At 64.3% G+C, this 14,513-nt stretch carries 15 protein-coding genes, 1 tRNA gene and 1 pseudogene; 3 read left to right on the forward strand and 14 right to left on the reverse strand.

Features of this window, described 5'->3' with window-relative positions; all coding sequences use genetic code 11:
• Positions 1-18 precede the first annotated feature (18 nt).
• The 10 genes from KMZ29_RS02090 to KMZ29_RS02135 form a co-directional block, all read right to left on the reverse strand.
• Positions 19-1,371, reverse strand: coding sequence for a S41 family peptidase (locus KMZ29_RS02090; protein WP_215622265.1), 1,353 nt, complete (start codon positions 1,369-1,371; stop codon positions 19-21).
• On the reverse strand, positions 1,368-2,741 hold the full coding sequence (locus KMZ29_RS02095) for a murein hydrolase activator EnvC family protein (protein ID WP_215622266.1): 1,374 nt from the start codon (positions 2,739-2,741) through the stop codon (positions 1,368-1,370). The genes KMZ29_RS02090 and KMZ29_RS02095 overlap by 4 nt, the downstream gene beginning before the upstream one ends.
• Before the next feature lie 41 nt (positions 2,742-2,782).
• Positions 2,783-3,265, reverse strand: a complete 483-nt coding sequence (gene rlmH, locus KMZ29_RS02100) for a 23S rRNA (pseudouridine(1915)-N(3))-methyltransferase RlmH (protein ID WP_215622267.1) — start codon at positions 3,263-3,265, stop codon at positions 2,783-2,785.
• 138 nt (positions 3,266-3,403) lie between these two features.
• A complete protein-coding gene (gene rsfS, locus KMZ29_RS02105) occupies positions 3,404-3,751 on the reverse strand; it encodes a ribosome silencing factor (RefSeq protein WP_215604503.1) in 348 nt (115 codons plus the stop codon).
• Positions 3,752-3,965: 214 nt separating this feature from the next.
• A complete protein-coding gene (locus KMZ29_RS02110) occupies positions 3,966-4,547 on the reverse strand; it encodes a nicotinate-nucleotide adenylyltransferase (RefSeq protein WP_215624102.1) in 582 nt (193 codons plus the stop codon).
• An 85-nt stretch (positions 4,548-4,632) separates the two neighbouring features.
• Positions 4,633-5,925 carry a glutamate-5-semialdehyde dehydrogenase gene (locus tag KMZ29_RS02115; protein ID WP_215622268.1) on the reverse strand — a complete coding sequence of 431 codons (1,293 nt, stop codon included), beginning with the start codon at positions 5,923-5,925 and terminating at the stop codon, positions 4,633-4,635.
• A gap of 126 nt (positions 5,926-6,051) precedes the next feature.
• Entirely contained in the window at positions 6,052-7,194 is a 1,143-nt protein-coding gene (gene proB / locus KMZ29_RS02120) for a glutamate 5-kinase (RefSeq protein WP_215622269.1), read from the reverse strand.
• 86 nt (positions 7,195-7,280) lie between these two features.
• Positions 7,281-7,649, reverse strand: coding sequence for a VOC family protein (locus KMZ29_RS02125; RefSeq protein ID WP_215622270.1), 369 nt, complete (start codon positions 7,647-7,649; stop codon positions 7,281-7,283).
• 89 nt (positions 7,650-7,738) lie between these two features.
• Positions 7,739-8,794 (reverse strand): GTPase ObgE, encoded by a 1,056-nt coding sequence (obgE, locus tag KMZ29_RS02130; RefSeq protein WP_215622271.1) that lies wholly within the window; start codon positions 8,792-8,794, stop codon positions 7,739-7,741.
• A gap of 152 nt (positions 8,795-8,946) precedes the next feature.
• Positions 8,947-9,429 carry a MaoC family dehydratase gene (locus KMZ29_RS02135; RefSeq protein ID WP_215622272.1) on the reverse strand — a complete coding sequence of 161 codons (483 nt, stop codon included), beginning with the start codon at positions 9,427-9,429 and terminating at the stop codon, positions 8,947-8,949.
• 230 nt (positions 9,430-9,659) lie between these two features.
• On the opposite strand from KMZ29_RS02135, the gene KMZ29_RS02140 reads away from it, so the two are divergent.
• Positions 9,660-10,574, forward strand: coding sequence for a DMT family transporter (locus tag KMZ29_RS02140; RefSeq protein ID WP_215622273.1), 915 nt, complete (start codon positions 9,660-9,662; stop codon positions 10,572-10,574).
• Positions 10,575-10,666: 92 nt separating this feature from the next.
• Here the strand turns inward: KMZ29_RS02140 and KMZ29_RS02145 are convergent, their stop codons facing one another.
• The 3 genes from KMZ29_RS02145 to rplU form a co-directional block, all read right to left on the reverse strand.
• A complete protein-coding gene (locus KMZ29_RS02145; RefSeq protein WP_215622274.1) occupies positions 10,667-11,263 on the reverse strand; it encodes a GNAT family N-acetyltransferase in 597 nt (198 codons plus the stop codon).
• 189 nt (positions 11,264-11,452) lie between these two features.
• Positions 11,453-11,725 carry a 50S ribosomal protein L27 gene (rpmA, locus tag KMZ29_RS02150; protein ID WP_215622275.1) on the reverse strand — a complete coding sequence of 91 codons (273 nt, stop codon included), beginning with the start codon at positions 11,723-11,725 and terminating at the stop codon, positions 11,453-11,455.
• Positions 11,726-11,806: 81 nt separating this feature from the next.
• Complete coding sequence (gene rplU, locus KMZ29_RS02155; RefSeq protein ID WP_215604511.1) at positions 11,807-12,292, reverse strand: 50S ribosomal protein L21; 486 nt, start codon at positions 12,290-12,292, stop codon at positions 11,807-11,809.
• A gap of 424 nt (positions 12,293-12,716) precedes the next feature.
• Between rplU and KMZ29_RS02160 the strand changes: the two are divergent.
• A pseudogene (locus KMZ29_RS02160) lies at positions 12,717-13,027 on the forward strand (ROK family protein); the annotation flags it as partial.
• A gap of 318 nt (positions 13,028-13,345) precedes the next feature.
• Positions 13,346-13,435: transfer RNA gene (locus KMZ29_RS02165), tRNA-Ser, on the forward strand.
• A gap of 149 nt (positions 13,436-13,584) precedes the next feature.
• Here the strand turns inward: KMZ29_RS02165 and KMZ29_RS02170 are convergent.
• Entirely contained in the window at positions 13,585-14,508 is a 924-nt protein-coding gene (locus KMZ29_RS02170; RefSeq protein WP_215622276.1) for a DMT family transporter, read from the reverse strand.
• Positions 14,509-14,513 lie beyond the last annotated feature (5 nt).

Here is a 14,513-nt window from a genome sequence, read left to right on the forward strand (position 1 = left end):
GCCCGTCAGGGGCTCAAATCAGTTCGCCACCTTGTTGGCGGGCTTGTCGATCGCGGCCTTGTCGCCAGTCGGCGCGGACGCATTGACCTTGACGCCGTGCAGCAGGTCGGCGGCCATCTTCAGCGCTTTGTCGTTCTTGGCGTCCGGCGGCACGTAGGATTGCGAGCCGGTCTTCTCGTCGCCCTCGGACTTCAGATGGCCGCGCAGCGAGGCTTCGCCCTTGGTGTCAGTCCGCGCCTTCAGTTCGTCGGGCACGTCCTGCACCACCTCGATATCGGGAACGATGCCCTTGGCCTGGATCGATTTGCCCGACGGCGTGAAGTAGCGCGCAGTGGTCAGACGCAGCGCGCCGTTGCCGCTTCCGAGCGGAATGATGGTCTGCACCGAACCCTTGCCGAACGAGCGGGTGCCGACCAGCGTCGCACGCTTGTGATCCTGCAGCGCGCCGGCGACGATTTCGGAAGCCGAAGCCGAACCGCCATTGATCAGCACGATCACCTGCTTGCCCTTGGTCAGGTCGCCCGCATGCGCGGCGCGGCGCTGGGTCTCCTCGGCGTTGCGGCCGCGGGTCGAGACGATCTCGCCGCGCTCCAGGAAGGCGTCGGAAACTGTCACTGCTTCCTCCAGCAATCCGCCGGGGTTGTTTCTGAGGTCGATGATGAAGCCTTTCAGCTTGTCGCCGAGCTGGGTCGAGAGGTTGCCGATTTCCCGCTTCAATCCTTCGGTGGTCTGCTCGTTGAAGGTGGTGATGCGGATATAGGCGATGTCGTCGCTTTCGACGCGCGCGCGCACCGAGCGGACGCGGATGTTGTCGCGGACCAGCGTGACCTCGATCGGATTGTCCTGGCCCTTGCGAACGATCTTCAGCCGGATCTTGGTGTTGACGGGGCCGCGCATCTTCTCGACGGCCTGGTTGAGGGTGAGGCCCTGCACGGCTTCGTCGTCGAGATTGGTGATGATGTCGTTGGCCATGATGCCGGCCTTGGACGCAGGCGTGTCGTCGATCGGCGAGACCACCTTGATCAGCCCGTCTTCCATCGTGACTTCGATGCCGAGGCCGCCGAATTCACCGCGGGTCTGCACCTGCATGTCGCGGAAGCTCTTGGCGTCCATGTAGCTCGAATGCGGATCGAGGCCGGTCAGCATGCCGCTGATGGCGGATTCGACCAGCTTGCTGTCATCGGGCTTCTCGACATAGTCGCTGCGGACCCGCTCGAACACGTCGCCGAACAGATTGAGCTGGCGATAGGTGTCCGAGGTCGCGGCGCGCGCGCTCGATCCCATCAGCACCGCGCGGGGCTGGGTCACGAAGAGCGTCAAAGCCGCACCGGTAGCGGCGCTAAGGAGAATTACAGAAGTCTTGCGCATCATCCGCGAACCTTTTCGCCTTCACTTGCGGCCCACCATGGGCCTGGATCGATTGGAGTGCCGTCCTTACGGAACTCGACATAGAGCACGGGCTGACTCGCGTTCGTCGCGAGGATGGATGCAACCTGGGATCTCGTTCCCATGGTCGCGACCGGCTCCCCCGTAAGTACAAACTGGCCGATGTTGACCGAAATGCGCTCCATCCCGGCGATCAAGACATGATACCCGCCCCCGGCATTAAGGATCAAGAGTTGTCCGTAGCTGCGGAACGGGCCGGCATAGACAACCCAGCCGTCACACGGTGTTGTGACCTGGGCCCCTGCCCGGGTTGCCAAAGAAATGCCTTTTTCTACGCCGCCGGCACCGTCGGAACCGCCAAATTCCCTGATCTTGGTGCCGTTAACCGGCAATGCGAATAGCCCCTTGGCGGAGGCAAAGGCGATGGCCGGGCTAAGCCGGGCCGGGTCCTTCAAAGCCCCCAGATTGGGCTTGCCGGCCGGCGCGCCCTGCAGGCTGGCGGTTGCAGCCGCCTTCGCGGCGCTCTTCAAGTCCTGCTCCATTTTGCCGATCAGGCCCTGCAGGCTGTCGACCTGCCTGGACAGCGCGATGGCGCGCGCGCCTTCCGCCTCCATGTCCTTCTCGATCGCGCTCTGCTTGCGCTGCCGCTCGTCGACCAGGGCGGCGAGCCTCGTCTGGTCATCCTTCAGTTTGTCGCGGTCGATCGCGAGCCGGTCGCGCTCGGCGGCGATGGTCTTGCGCAGCGTCACCAGCTCGGTGAGATCGCCGGCCAGCTTCTCCGCGCGCCCGCGCAATTCGGGCACCACCGATCCGAGCAGCATGGCGGTGCGCAGCGATTGCAGCGCATCTTCAGGTCTTACCAGCAGGGCTGGCGGCGTGCGCCTTCCCGCGCGTTGCAGCGCTGCCAGCACTTCCACGATCTCGGAACGGCGCGAATCCAGCGAGCCGCGAATCTGCTGCTCGCGGCTATCGAGCGGGCGCAGCCGTGCTTCGGCGTCGTCGATCCGCGTCTCGACGCCGCGCACCTGGGCGGCGATGTCGATCAACTGCGCATTGAGCTTGCTGCGATCCTGCCCGATCGCGGCGATATCAGCCTTGAGACGGGCCTGCAGTTCCGCGGCGCTCTTCTGCTGCGCGCGGGTGGCTTCGAGTTCCTGCTCGCGCTGCTTGATGGCGTCGGGTGAAACCGCCGCCGCCTGCGGCGGCGCCGCAGCGACCTGGGCGGCCGCCGGCAAGGGATGGATGCCGGCAAAGCCTGCGGACAATAATGCGATCGAAAGCGGAATGCGGACCGAACACAGCAGGCCGCGGCGGGCGGTGTCTGGGTACGAATGAATGGTCCGTGTCGGCCGCATCGATCCCGATCTGTGCTCTCTAAAGTTTCCGCCGGTGCCGTTCAGGCGCGGTGATAGGGGTGACCCGCCAGAATGGTCGCGGCCCGATAAACCTGTTCCAGAAGCATCACGCGAACTATCTGGTGCGGCCAGGTCGCTGCGCCGAACGCAAGCCTGAGCTTTGCCTTGCGCCGCAAATCGGGCGAAAGTCCGTCGGCGCCGCCGATCATGAAAATAGTGTTGGCGACCTGGTCGTCCCGCCAGCGGCCAAGGTGCCGCGCAAACGTCGCACTGTCGATATTGTCGCCGCGCTCGTCGAGCGCCACCAGCGCCGATTTGTCTGGAATCGCAGCGGAAATCGCCGCGGCCTCCTCCGAAATCCGGGTTGCGGCGTCGCGCGCGCGGCTCTCCGGAATTTCATGAACTTCGAGCCCACGAAAGCCGAGTTTGCGGCCGATGTCGTCGAACCGTTCGCGGTAGCGCTCGGCGAGTTCCCGCTCCGGGCCCTGCTTCAGCCGGCCGATCGAGATGACGAGAAGGCGCATGGCTGTTCTTCCGGCAGTCTGGAAACTCGTGTGCCCCAGAATGCGTCAAAGCGACAACTCACGCGCGCTCCAACGCGCGTGCCCCCACGCCAGCATGCGCCCGAGCCGACTTCACATCGGCTCAGCAGCCCGGATCGCCTACGCCGCCGTCGGGCCCTGCGTCCACAATCTTTCCAGATTGTAGAATTCGCGCACCTCGGGTCTGAACACGTGCACGATCACATCGCCGGAATCGATCAGCACCCAGTCGCAGTTGGGCAAGCCCTCGACGTGGAGATTCTTGATTCCGTTTTCCTTGAGGCCTTTGGCCACATTCTCCGCGATCGCGCCGACGTGCCGGTTGGCCCGGCCGCTGGTGACGATCATGTAGTCGGAAAAGGCAGATTTGCCGCGAAGGTCGATGGTGACCGTTTCCTCCGCCTTCATGTCGTCGAGGCGGGAGAGGATCATATTCAGCGTCTTGTCGGCGTCGGGTTGCGCCTTCAAGGCTGCAGCTTGGGTCGATGTTTTACGCGCGGTTTTGGCAGTCGTCTTGGAAACCTTGGGTAAAACAGACTTGGACAATACAGATGTGGCCAGGGACCATTCCTTTCACTGTATCGCGAACACCGAATCTCGGCGTCCACGGGCTATTCTAGGCATGTGGGGTTAATGGTTTCAATATTCCAGTGAACCCCGGCATTTACTTCCATCCCGACTGTTACTTCTTTGCCTTCCAGCTGCCGTCCGGGTTCCGCAGGCCGGTCGATGACAGGCTCAGTTTCATGCCGGTCAGAAACACCCAAGCCGGTGCGCGGTGGTCCGCGAGCCTGGCTGCCTGGCTCTCGGGCAGGCGATAGCGCGCCAGCGCCTGCGCCGCGGGCGCCGCCAGCGCGCGAAAACTCTGCGGCGGCCGGTCGATCACCGCGATCGGCACCTCGGATGCGATGCGCCGCCAGTTTTGCCAGCGGTGGAATTGCGCAAGGTTGTCGGCGCCCATGATCCAGACAAAGCGCAGGCCGGTGGCGCGGCGGCGCAGATAGCTGATGGTGTCGACAGTGTATCGGGTTCCGATGACGGATTCGAGACAGCTGATGTCGATGCGCGGATCGTTCGCCACTTGCCGTGCCGCCTCGGCGCGTGCGTCGAGATCGTGCAGGGCCCCATGCTCCTTGAGCGGATTGCCGGGCGTCACCAGCCACCAGACGCGGTCCAGCTTCAACCGCTTGATCGCGAACAGGCTGATGGCGCGATGCGCGAGGTGGGGCGGATTGAACGAGCCGCCGAGCAGGCCGATGCGCATGCCGTTGGTATAGAGCGGAATAGACTGAGCAACCGAAAGCGCGGCGACTGAAGCTGGCTTCAACGGGACCACCGCGATGTTGTTATCACGGCCGCGTCTGTCCGGTGCCGTGGACGCGATATTTGAAGCTGGTCAGTTGCTCGGCGCCGACCGGGCCGCGGGCGTGGAATTTCCCGGTGGCGATGCCGATCTCCGCGCCGAAGCCGAACTCGCCGCCGTCGGCGAACTGGGTGGACGCGTTATGCAGCACGATCGCCGAATCGACTTCGTTGAGGAATTTGCGGGCGATGTTTTCGTCCTCGGTCACGATTGCATCGGTGTGGTGCGAACCGTGGTTGTGAATATGCGCGATCGCCTCGTCGACGCCGTCGACGACCTTAGCCGACATGATCGCGTCCTCGTATTCGGTGTCCCAGTCTTCGTCGGAAGCCGGTTTCACTCTGGCGTCGGCGCGCTGCACGGCGTCGTCGCCGCGCACCTCGCAGCCGGCGTCGATCAGCATCGTCACCAGCGGCTTGAGCGCGGTGGACGCGCCGGCGCGATCGACCAGCAGCGTTTCGGCCGCGCTGCACACGCCGGGGCGCCGCATCTTGGCGTTCAGCACGATCGACTTCGCCATTTCGAGATTCGCGGCTGAATCGACATAGACGTGGTTGACGCCTTCCAGATGCGCAAACACCGGCACCCGCGCTTCGGCTTCGACCCGCGCCACCAGGCTCTTGCCGCCGCGCGGCACGATCACGTCGATGCCGCCGTTCAATCCGGTGAGCAGCAGGCCCACGGCGGCGCGGTCGCGCGTCGGTACCAGCGTGATGGCGGCTTCGGGCAGGCCGGCTTCGCGCAAACCCTGCACCAGGCAGTCGTGGATCGCGCGGCAGGAGCGGAAGCTGTCGGAGCCGCCGCGCAGGATCACCGCGTTGCCGGATTTCAGGCACAGCACGCCGGCGTCGGCGGCGACGTTGGGGCGGCTTTCGAAAATCACGGCGACGACGCCGAGCGGAACGCGGACGCGTTCGATGATCATGCCGTTCGGGCGCTGCCAGCTCTCGGTGACGACCCCGACGGGGTCGGCGATGCCGCGCACGGTGGCGACGCCGTCGGCCATAGCATCGATGCGCGCCGGCGTCAGCGTCAGGCGATCGATGAAAGCTGAGGTGGCGCCGGTGCTGCGGACTTCCACGACATCCTCGGCGTTGGCTGCGAGGATGGCGGCCGCGTTGGCGCGGATCGCGCGTTCGATCGCTTCCAGCGCCTGATTTTTCTGCTCCGGCGAGGCCAGCGCCAGCACCCGCGCGGCCGCGCGCGCCCGGCCGGCCAGCTCGGTCATCAGGACCGGCAGATCGGCAGTTCCGTCGATAGCCTTCAGTGGCGCGCTCATGGCCGTTCCGTGGTCAGTTAAGGTCATGTCCTAGCACGGAAATCCACGTTCTGCGAAGTGCGGAGAGGGCATGGCTGGCGGGCGGCGCTCGACACGGTTGCCCGCCGGGCCGGCTAGGCCATTGGCCTACTTGGCGGAAAGGGCGCCGCTCCGGCCGACCACGAGGTCGTCGCGGTGGATCATCTCCGCCCGGCCGCTGATGCCGAGGATCATCATCACATCGGACGAGGAGCGGCCCTTGATCTTGTCGGCATCCTCGGCGTCGTAGGCGACGAGGCCCCGGCCGATCTCATGGGTGTCGGGCCCGCGCACGACGACGGCGTCGCCGCGCGCGAACTGCCCGTCGACCCGGATCACGCCCGCTGGCAACAGGCTTTTCCCCGCCCGCAGCGCCGTAACTGCGCCGGCGTCGATGGTCAGCGTGCCCTTCGGCTCCAGCGAACCCGCGATCCAGCGCTTGCGCGCGGTGACCGGATTGGCGGGGGTCAGGAACCAGGTGCAGCGCCCGCCCTCGGCGATCGCCTGCAGCGGATGCTCGATCTTGCCGGAGGCGATCAGCATATGCGTGCCGGCGGTGGTGGCGATCTTGGCCGCCTCGATCTTGGTGTACATGCCGCCGCGCGACAGTTCGGATTCGGCGGCGCCCGCCATCGCCTCGATTTCGGAGGTGACGGATTCCACGATCGGAATCAGCTTGGCGTTCGGATTGGCGCCGGGCGGCGCGTCGTAGAGGCCGTCGATATCCGACAGCAGGATCAAGAGGTCGGCGCTCGCCATGGTGGCGACGCGGGCGGCGAGCCGGTCGTTGTCGCCATAGCGGATTTCATTGGTGGCGACGGTGTCGTTCTCGTTGATCACGGGCACTGCGCGCCATTCCAGCAATTTGGCGATGGTCGAGCGCGCATTGAGATAGCGGCGGCGTTCCTCGGTGTCCTGCAGCGTCACCAGAATCTGCCCGGCGCCGATGCCGTGATCACCCAGCACCTCCGACCAGATCCGCGCCAGCGCGATCTGTCCCACCGCCGCGGCGGCCTGGCTCTCCTCAAGCTTCAGCGCGCCGCGCGGCAGCTTCAAGCGGCTGCGCCCGAGCGCGATCGAGCCCGACGAGACCACAAGCACGTCGCGGCCCTCGCCGTGCAGTTTGGCGATATCGGCGGCCAGCGCGGAAAGCCACGCCGCCCGCACTTCGCCGGCGTCGGAATCGATCAGCAGCGAGGAGCCGACCTTGACGACGATGCGGCGGAAATTCTTGAGCTTGGGGCGGGCCATGGATGCAGTCGGGTGAAGCGGGCGATTGGCAAGCAATACGCGCCACCTCCATGATTTGGAAGTGGCGCGGGGAAGTTTACGGAAGCTCAGCCCACGACATAGGCGTTGAGCTTGTTGCCTTCGGGGTCGCGGAAATAAGCCGCGTAGAAACCCTCGCCGCGCGGGCCGGGAGGGCCTTCGTCGGTGCCACCGAGCGACAGCGCGAGCTGGTAGATGCGATCGACCTGGGCCTTGTCCTTGGCGGCCAGGGCAGCCATCACGCCGTTGCCGACCGTCATGGGCTTGCCGTCGTATGGCTTGGTCAGCGCCAGGCCCGCGCCACGCCCCGGCTTGCCCCAGGCAATAAACGTCTCCGAGTCGATAAAGCGTCCAATGCCCATCTCGGCAGCGATCTTGTCATAGAAGACCGCGGCCTTCTTGAGGTCGTTGGTGCCCAATGTGACGTATCCGATCATCGATCGTTCTCCCGGCGAGAGTTCTGGAATGGCGGATTTTCGCAGCCCGAGAGAATCGGCGCAAGTCAGACACACGCAAGCATTGAAAGTCAGCCCTGCGGCGTCGCCGGGCTCCAGGGCTCGGCCTTCGCCGGTCCCTTGGCTTTCGCCGACACCGGGGCCTCGCCGATCACCTCGACCAGCGCCCGCAGCGCTTCCTTGACGCCGTCGCCGGTAAAGCCCGAGATCAACAGCGGCGTCTTCTTGGCGGCGCGCTTCAGCCGGTCCTTCTGCTTCTTCAGCTCGTCCGGCGTCACCGCATCGATCTTGTTGAGCGCGACGATCTCGATCTTGTCGGCGAGATGTCCCTCGTAGGCCTCGAGTTCGTTGCGCACGGTCTTGTAGGCCTTGCCGGCATGCTCGCAGGTCGCATCCACCAGATGCAGCAAGACACGGCAACGCTCGACATGGCCGAGAAAGCGATCGCCGAGGCCTGCGCCTTCATGCGCGCCCTCGATCAGGCCGGGAATATCCGCCAGCACGAATTCGCGGCCGTCGACGTTCACGACGCCGAGCTGCGGATGCAACGTGGTAAAGGGATAGTCGGCGATCTTCGGCTTGGCCGCGCTGACCGCGGCGAGGAAGGTCGACTTGCCGGCATTGGGCAGGCCGACCAGGCCGGCGTCGGCAATCAGTTTCAGCCGCAGCCAGATCCAGCGCTCTTCGCCCGGCTGGCCGGGATTGGCGTTGCGCGGGGCGCGGTTGGTCGACGATTTGAAATGCGCGTTGCCGAACCCGCCATTGCCGCCTTCGGCGATGACGAATTTTTCGCCGAGCGTGGTGAAGTCGTGCAGCAGCGTTTCGCGGTCCTCGTCGAAAACCTGCGTGCCGACCGGCACCTTGAGCACGATCGGCTTGCCGTTGGCGCCGTGGCGGTCCTTGCCCATGCCGTTGGTGCCCTTCTGGGCCTTGAAGTGCTGCTGATAGCGGTAGTCGATCAGCGTGTTCAGTCCATCGACCGCCTCGATGACGACGTCGCCGCCGCGGCCGCCATTGCCGCCGCTTGGGCCGCCGAACTCGATATACTTCTCGCGGCGGAATGCCACGCAGCCGTTGCCGCCGTCGCCGGAGCGGATATAGACCTTGGCTTCGTCGAGGAATTTCATGTTGTATAGGTAAGCCAGAGGGGCCGATGCGGCAACCTCTGGCCGGTCCAAATATCGCAAAAAGCCAATATTTTAGGGCTTTCCCGGATGCCTGCGGCGGCTGTTAACTATCTCGCCGAGCGGAACGCGCTTCCTTACGCATCAGTCCCGATTTACGGCTGTGGCCGCCGGCGGATCAGGAACTTCTGCAGTCCCTCCAGCACCAGCTCGCGGCGCTGATTGAACACGGTGCTGCGCAGCGTCACCACGCCGGTGGTCCGGCCGGGCACCAGCTCCGTTACTTCCAGCGCCGGATAGATGGTGTCGTCGGCGTAGACGGGTTTGAGAAACCGGCTCGACTGCTCGAGAAAGCCGACCAGCGACTCCTCCACGATATAGGGAAACAGCCCCGCGCCGGGCGCGGTGTGGACCAGAGTCTGGAAACCATGCGCCAGCAGGTTGGGCATGCCGCGCGCGCGGCAATACTCGACGTCGTAATGGACAGGATGGGTGTCGCCGCTGGCGGTCTGGAACGCCGCGAACACCGCCGAGGTCTGGGTCCGGCTGGGGATCACGAAGCGCTCGCCGAGCACGAAATCCTCGAACCAGCGTTGCTGCGGCACCATGCGGTGCCCGGCGGGATCGAACTCGGTCATAGGCGGTTTCCTGCAGTTTCTTGTATGGCCGCTAATGGCATACGGTTATCGCAGGGCTGGTCCTGCGACAATTGGTTCAATTCGTCATGCCCGGGCTTGTCCCGGGCATCCACGCCTTTAAAACAGCGCGGCACAGAAGACGTGGATGGCCGGGCATAGGCGAGCGGAAGCGACGCCGTCCTTCAGACGGCTATGCCCGGGCATGACAAGAGTAACCGCGCGGTTCATTCATGAGTCTCTTCGCAAGACTTTCGACCTATGACGAACCCTCTGCGCGGCTTGCCGGCATCGGACTGATGCTGCTGGCGATCTTCATGTTCTCGTTCGGCGATGCGCTGGGCAAGTTCATGGTCGCGACCTATTCGGTCGGGCAATTGCTGTGGCTGCGCGCCTGCGCGGCGCTGGCGGTGCTGGCACCATTGATCTGGCGGCAACGCGCCGCGTTCACGCAGCTGGAAAGGCCGTGGCTGCAATTGCTGCGGGTCACGCTCTCCACCCTCGAAGTCGCGGCGTTCTTTCTCGCCACCGTCTATCTGCCGCTCGCCGACGTCATCACCTATTACCTGGCGGCGCCGATCTTCGTCACCGCGCTGTCGCCGCTGGTGCTGCGCGAGCATGTCGGCTGGCGGCGCTGGAGTGCGGTGCTGGTCGGGTTCTGCGGCGTGTTGATCGCGCTACGGCCGTCGGCGCAAACGGTGAGCTGGCCTGCCATGATCGCGCTCGGCGGCAGCCTGTCGTTTTCGCTGCTGATGCTGATCACCCGCTTGCTGCGGGCGACGCCCGATATCGTGCTGGCGTCGTCGCAATTTGCCGGCACCTTTGCGCTCGGCGCGCTGCTGTCGCCGTTCGGCTGGGTGACGCCCAGCCTCGGCAGCCTCGGCCTGTTCGCCGCGGCCGGCTTCATTTCGGTCGGGGCGCTGTTGTGCGTCAATCGTTCGCTCAAGCTCGCGCCGGCCAGCGTGGTGGTGCCGTATCAATATTCGATGATCGTCTGGGCTGTGATGTTCGGCTATTTCGTTTTCGGCGACGTGCCGGAACTCGCCACCATCGTCGGCGCGGCCATCATCATCGGCGCGGGGTTCTATATTTTCCTGCGCGAGCAGCGGCTCGGGCGCAAGGAAGCGGTGGTCAGCCCGCCGGTGTGAGGGCAACCCCGTCATTGCGAGCGAAGCGAAGCAATCCATCTACCCGCAAGACAAGTATGGATTGCTTCGCTGCGCTCGCAATGACGAGGAATTCAACCCTCCCGCCGCGTCGAACTGCCCCAGTTCTTCAGCGACGACCAGACGCTGCGCGAGAGCCTGAAGCGATCGACCGGGGTCGACGAGCCCAGCGCCTCGAAGCGGTGCAGCTCGACGCCGCTCCACTGGAAGCCGCATTTCTCCAGAATGTTGCGCGACGACGGGTTGGCGACCCGCGCGCCGGAGACGAGGTGCTCGACCTCGAATTCCTCGAAGGTGAAATCGATCACCGCCCGCGCCGCCTCGGTGCCAAAGCCCTGGCCCCAATGCTCGACGCCGAGCCAGTAGCCGAGTTCCGGCGTCTCCGGCTCACGCCAGTCGACGCCGACCATGCCGACCGGCACGAAATTGTTTTCGATCAGGAACACGGTCTCGTGAGGGTCGTTCGCGGTCGCGCGCACGAACTCGATCGCATGATCCTGCAGGTAGGGATGCGGCAGGCGGCGGGTCATCTCCGCAATGCGGCGGTCATTGGCCAGACGCGCGATCGCTTTTACGTCCGCGAGCGTCGGCCTGCGCAGCATCAGCCGTTCGGTCTCGAGGACGCAACTACTCGCCTCGCGCCATGTCGGAGTCGGGATATCCTGCAGCATGTCGGGCTCCTGGTTGCGAACGCAATACGCAATTCTTGAATTATGGCGCGTGTTCCGGTCGAAAACCGGTGTCCGCTCTTGCGGAACACGCGCAATAAAAAAGGGAGGCCGGTTTCCCGCCTCCCCTTAGGAGCCTTTCAGGAGCTCCGCCGGTTCATCAGGACCCGGCGGACTCGATTTGCCCACCGTTTACTCGGCCGCGGCTTCCGTCATCGGAACCACCGATACGAAAGTGCGGCCGTTGGCTTTTGCGCGGAACTCGACACGGCCTTCGACCTTGGCGAACAGAGTATGGTCGGTGCCCATGCCGACATTAAGGCCGGGATGCCAGGTCGTGCCGCGCTGACGTGCAATGATGTTGCCGGGGATCACGTGCTCGCCGCCATACGCCTTGATTCCGAGGCGCTTGCCTGCCGAATCACGTCCGTTCCGCGATGAACCGCCTGCTTTTTTGTGAGCCATGGCCCGTCTCCAACTTCGCTTTAATCTCTAGATCAATTCCCTGACGGAATCATTTCACTTTTTGTCACGCTTCAAAATTTATCACTTCTTCGCGGCGGGCTTCTTCGCCGGGGCCTTCTTGGCAGCGGGCTTGGCCGCGGCCTTTTTGGCGGGCGCCTTTTTCTTGGCGGCCTTCGGCGCCTCGTCGTCGCCATCGGCGGGGGCGGCCACAACCGGCTTCTCGCGCTTCGGACGCGGGCCGATGGTCGGCTTGTTGTCGTTGGTCAGGATCTCGGTGATGCGCAGCACCGTGATCTCGTCGCGATAGCCGCGCTTGCGGCGCGAATTCTTGCGGCGGCGCTTCTTGAACGCGATGACCTTGGGGCCGCGCTTGTGCTGCAGCACTTCGGCCGCAACGGAAGCACCGGCCACCGTCGGCGTGCCGAGCACCGGCGAGTCACCGCCGACCAGCAAGACTTCACCAAGCTGCACGATCGTTCCGACATCGCCGGCGATCTTGCCAATCTCGAGCACATCATCCGGAACGACGCGGTATTGCCGGCCGCCGGTTTTGATGACTGCGAACATCGTTTTATTCCTTCGTGTTCGATCCCGGCCTCGGACGGATCCGGGCCGGCTTTTTCTTCAGTCGTTATGGGTTCAATTTTCGCGCGGGCCGGGGAGCGATCCCCTGAATTTCGCGCAAAAACAAACAGCGCGAGAAGAACCCGCGCCGGATTGGCCGGACTTATAGCCGGTGGAGGCCCTGAGTCAAGGAAAAGCGGGGCAAAAATGGGCCAAATCTGCCGGATTCGAGGTAAAAATGACGAATAGCGAGTGGCGAATGGAAGGCTCTATTCGCCACTCGCCACTCGCCACTCGCCATTCGCTACTCGCTCCCATGAAACCATCGGGTTCCCGCGCCGTTGTCGAAGCGACCGACCACGGGCAAGGGCAAAATGGCTGAAGAGATCATAGCGGCCACCGGCATCGCCCGCCACGGCGCCACCCGGGCATCGCCTGCCCCGGCGTCATCGGCGAGGACGGTTCGATCGAGAAGGGCGCGCAGAACCTGCCGGGCAACTGGGAGAGCAGCAAATTCAACTTGCCGGTGAGCCTGGTCGAGCGATTCCGGCGATCGGCGATCACGACACCGCGGTCCTGATGCACAATGACGGCGTGGCCCAGGGCCTCTCGGAAGTTCCGTTCATCCAGAACGTCGGGCGCTGGGGTGTGCTCACCATCGGCACCGGATTGGGCAATGCGCGCTTCACCAACCGGCGCAAGGACAAGGACGACAGGAAAGAGAAGGGCAAGGATTGAGCGGAAGAAGCGGGAGCCGGGCCCGGTAACCTTGACCGGTTACGTTAAAACCGGGTTCGCGTTGCCGTTCGCGCGCGGATCGCTACCGTCGAATTGTCGCTCAGCCTGGCCAGCGAAGCCGCACTTCCGGCCAGAATTTCAATGCGGCGACACGGGACCGCCAGGGTTTTGTCGCGTCTGGCGGTCCCACCCTTGCGGTGCGCAGCCTTGAACCCCGGGACCGGCATTTTCCCGCCGTCAGCGCCTTGTCTGCCCCGCCGTCCTCGCCTAGAACTCGCCCCGACCGCGGGTCCGATGAATCACCCGAAAATGGCGCCTGGAGAGGTGGCAGAGTGGTCGAATGCACCGCACTCGAAATGCGGCATAGGTGCAAGCCTATCGGGGGTTCGAATCCCTCCCTCTCCGCCATCGCTCAAAAGGCTATTTCTCAGTGTTTTCTGACATCAGCTGTTCGGCAGTCCATATTCTCGCCCTTGGGGCGTCGCGCCAAGCCACGTCATCGCGAACTGACGGCGGCGTTTGAACGGGAGGTGGCCAAACACAGATAAGCGCGCCAATCAACGCCGACGCGCAGAGAGCTGAAATAGAACAATGCCGAGTGCGATCATGATGGCCGCCGTCCCGAAGCCATCAGGCAATCGCTCGTCGAAGATAGCGACCGCAATGAATGTACCGGAAATGGCCGCCACCGACCCGATCTGGCTCAGATAGGTTGGCCCTGCTATCTGCTGAAGGCGCAGGACGGCCACATATTGGATCGTGAACGAGAGGGTCGCGAGCGCCGTGATCGCCGTGACCGCCGGCATGGTCCATAGGGAACGCACCGCGCCTCCCTCGATCCAGATCGCAAAGGGAAAGGTGGCGAGAGCCCCGCACAGCAGTATTGAACCGGCCAGCAGCAACGGCGTTGCGCCGTGCGGCCAGTACCGGGAGCGGAAGATGTTTCCAATGGCCAGAACGACCGGCATCATGCAGGCGACAAGAATCGCCAGCCGATCGACGGGAACGATCTCCCCGCCCTTGGCCCGTGCCAGCAACAGGCCGCCAGCAAGGCTCAGCGCAACGCCGGACAACCGGAATCCGCTGTGGCGTTCCATCCGGAGAGCGAGTGACATCAGGTAGGTCAGGAGGGTCGGGAAGGCCATGGCCAACGCGATGAAGGCAGCCCCGACATGTCCCACGGCGAGATAGCCGAGTGCCATGCCCAAGGCCAGCAGGGCCCCGGCCGCGATGCTGTAGGGAAGGACGCCCACCAGTTTTCGCCGCAGATCGCCGCCGCGCGCCGCCAAGAGGATGAGGACCAGCCCTGAAGCGCTCAACGAGACCGTAAGATACCAAAGCATCGCCGCACCGCTTGCGGCAGCCTGTTTGGACAGGATGACGTTGAACGCAAGCAGTGTCCCGACGAAGACCAGAAGGGCGGGAGCCTGCCTGGATTTGCCAGACAACGATATGGCTGTTTGGTTCTGCGAAATGGTCATTGCGT

Source organism: Bradyrhizobium sediminis (assembly GCF_018736085.1).
GTDB lineage: Bacteria > Pseudomonadota > Alphaproteobacteria > Rhizobiales > Xanthobacteraceae > Bradyrhizobium > Bradyrhizobium sediminis.

Bases quoted from the DNA above. Each gene is read 5' to 3' on its own strand.
- obgE (WP_215622271.1), bottom strand. From the start codon at position 8,794: ATGAAATTCCTCGACGAAGCCAAGGTCTATATCCGCTCCGGCGACGGC.
- KMZ29_RS02110 (WP_215624102.1), bottom strand. From the start codon at position 4,547: ATGCGCATCGGCCTGCTCGGCGGCTCGTTCAATCCGCCCCACCTCGCG.
- KMZ29_RS02145 (WP_215622274.1), bottom strand. From the start codon at position 11,263: ATGCTGCAGGATATCCCGACTCCGACATGGCGCGAGGCGAGTAGTTGC.
- KMZ29_RS02090 (WP_215622265.1), bottom strand. From the start codon at position 1,371: ATGATGCGCAAGACTTCTGTAATTCTCCTTAGCGCCGCTACCGGTGCG.
- KMZ29_RS02170 (WP_215622276.1), bottom strand. From the start codon at position 14,508: ATGACCATTTCGCAGAACCAAACAGCCATATCGTTGTCTGGCAAATCC.
- rlmH (WP_215622267.1), bottom strand. From the start codon at position 3,265: ATGCGCCTTCTCGTCATCTCGATCGGCCGGCTGAAGCAGGGCCCGGAG.
- KMZ29_RS02115 (WP_215622268.1), bottom strand. From the start codon at position 5,925: ATGAGCGCGCCACTGAAGGCTATCGACGGAACTGCCGATCTGCCGGTC.
- rpmA (WP_215622275.1), bottom strand. From the start codon at position 11,725: ATGGCTCACAAAAAAGCAGGCGGTTCATCGCGGAACGGACGTGATTCG.
- proB (WP_215622269.1), bottom strand. From the start codon at position 7,194: ATGGCCCGCCCCAAGCTCAAGAATTTCCGCCGCATCGTCGTCAAGGTC.
- KMZ29_RS02135 (WP_215622272.1), bottom strand. From the start codon at position 9,429: ATGACCGAGTTCGATCCCGCCGGGCACCGCATGGTGCCGCAGCAACGC.
- KMZ29_RS02140 (WP_215622273.1), top strand. From the start codon at position 9,660: ATGAGTCTCTTCGCAAGACTTTCGACCTATGACGAACCCTCTGCGCGG.
- rplU (WP_215604511.1), bottom strand. From the start codon at position 12,292: ATGTTCGCAGTCATCAAAACCGGCGGCCGGCAATACCGCGTCGTTCCG.
- KMZ29_RS02095 (WP_215622266.1), bottom strand. From the start codon at position 2,741: ATGCGGCCGACACGGACCATTCATTCGTACCCAGACACCGCCCGCCGC.
- KMZ29_RS02125 (WP_215622270.1), bottom strand. From the start codon at position 7,649: ATGATCGGATACGTCACATTGGGCACCAACGACCTCAAGAAGGCCGCG.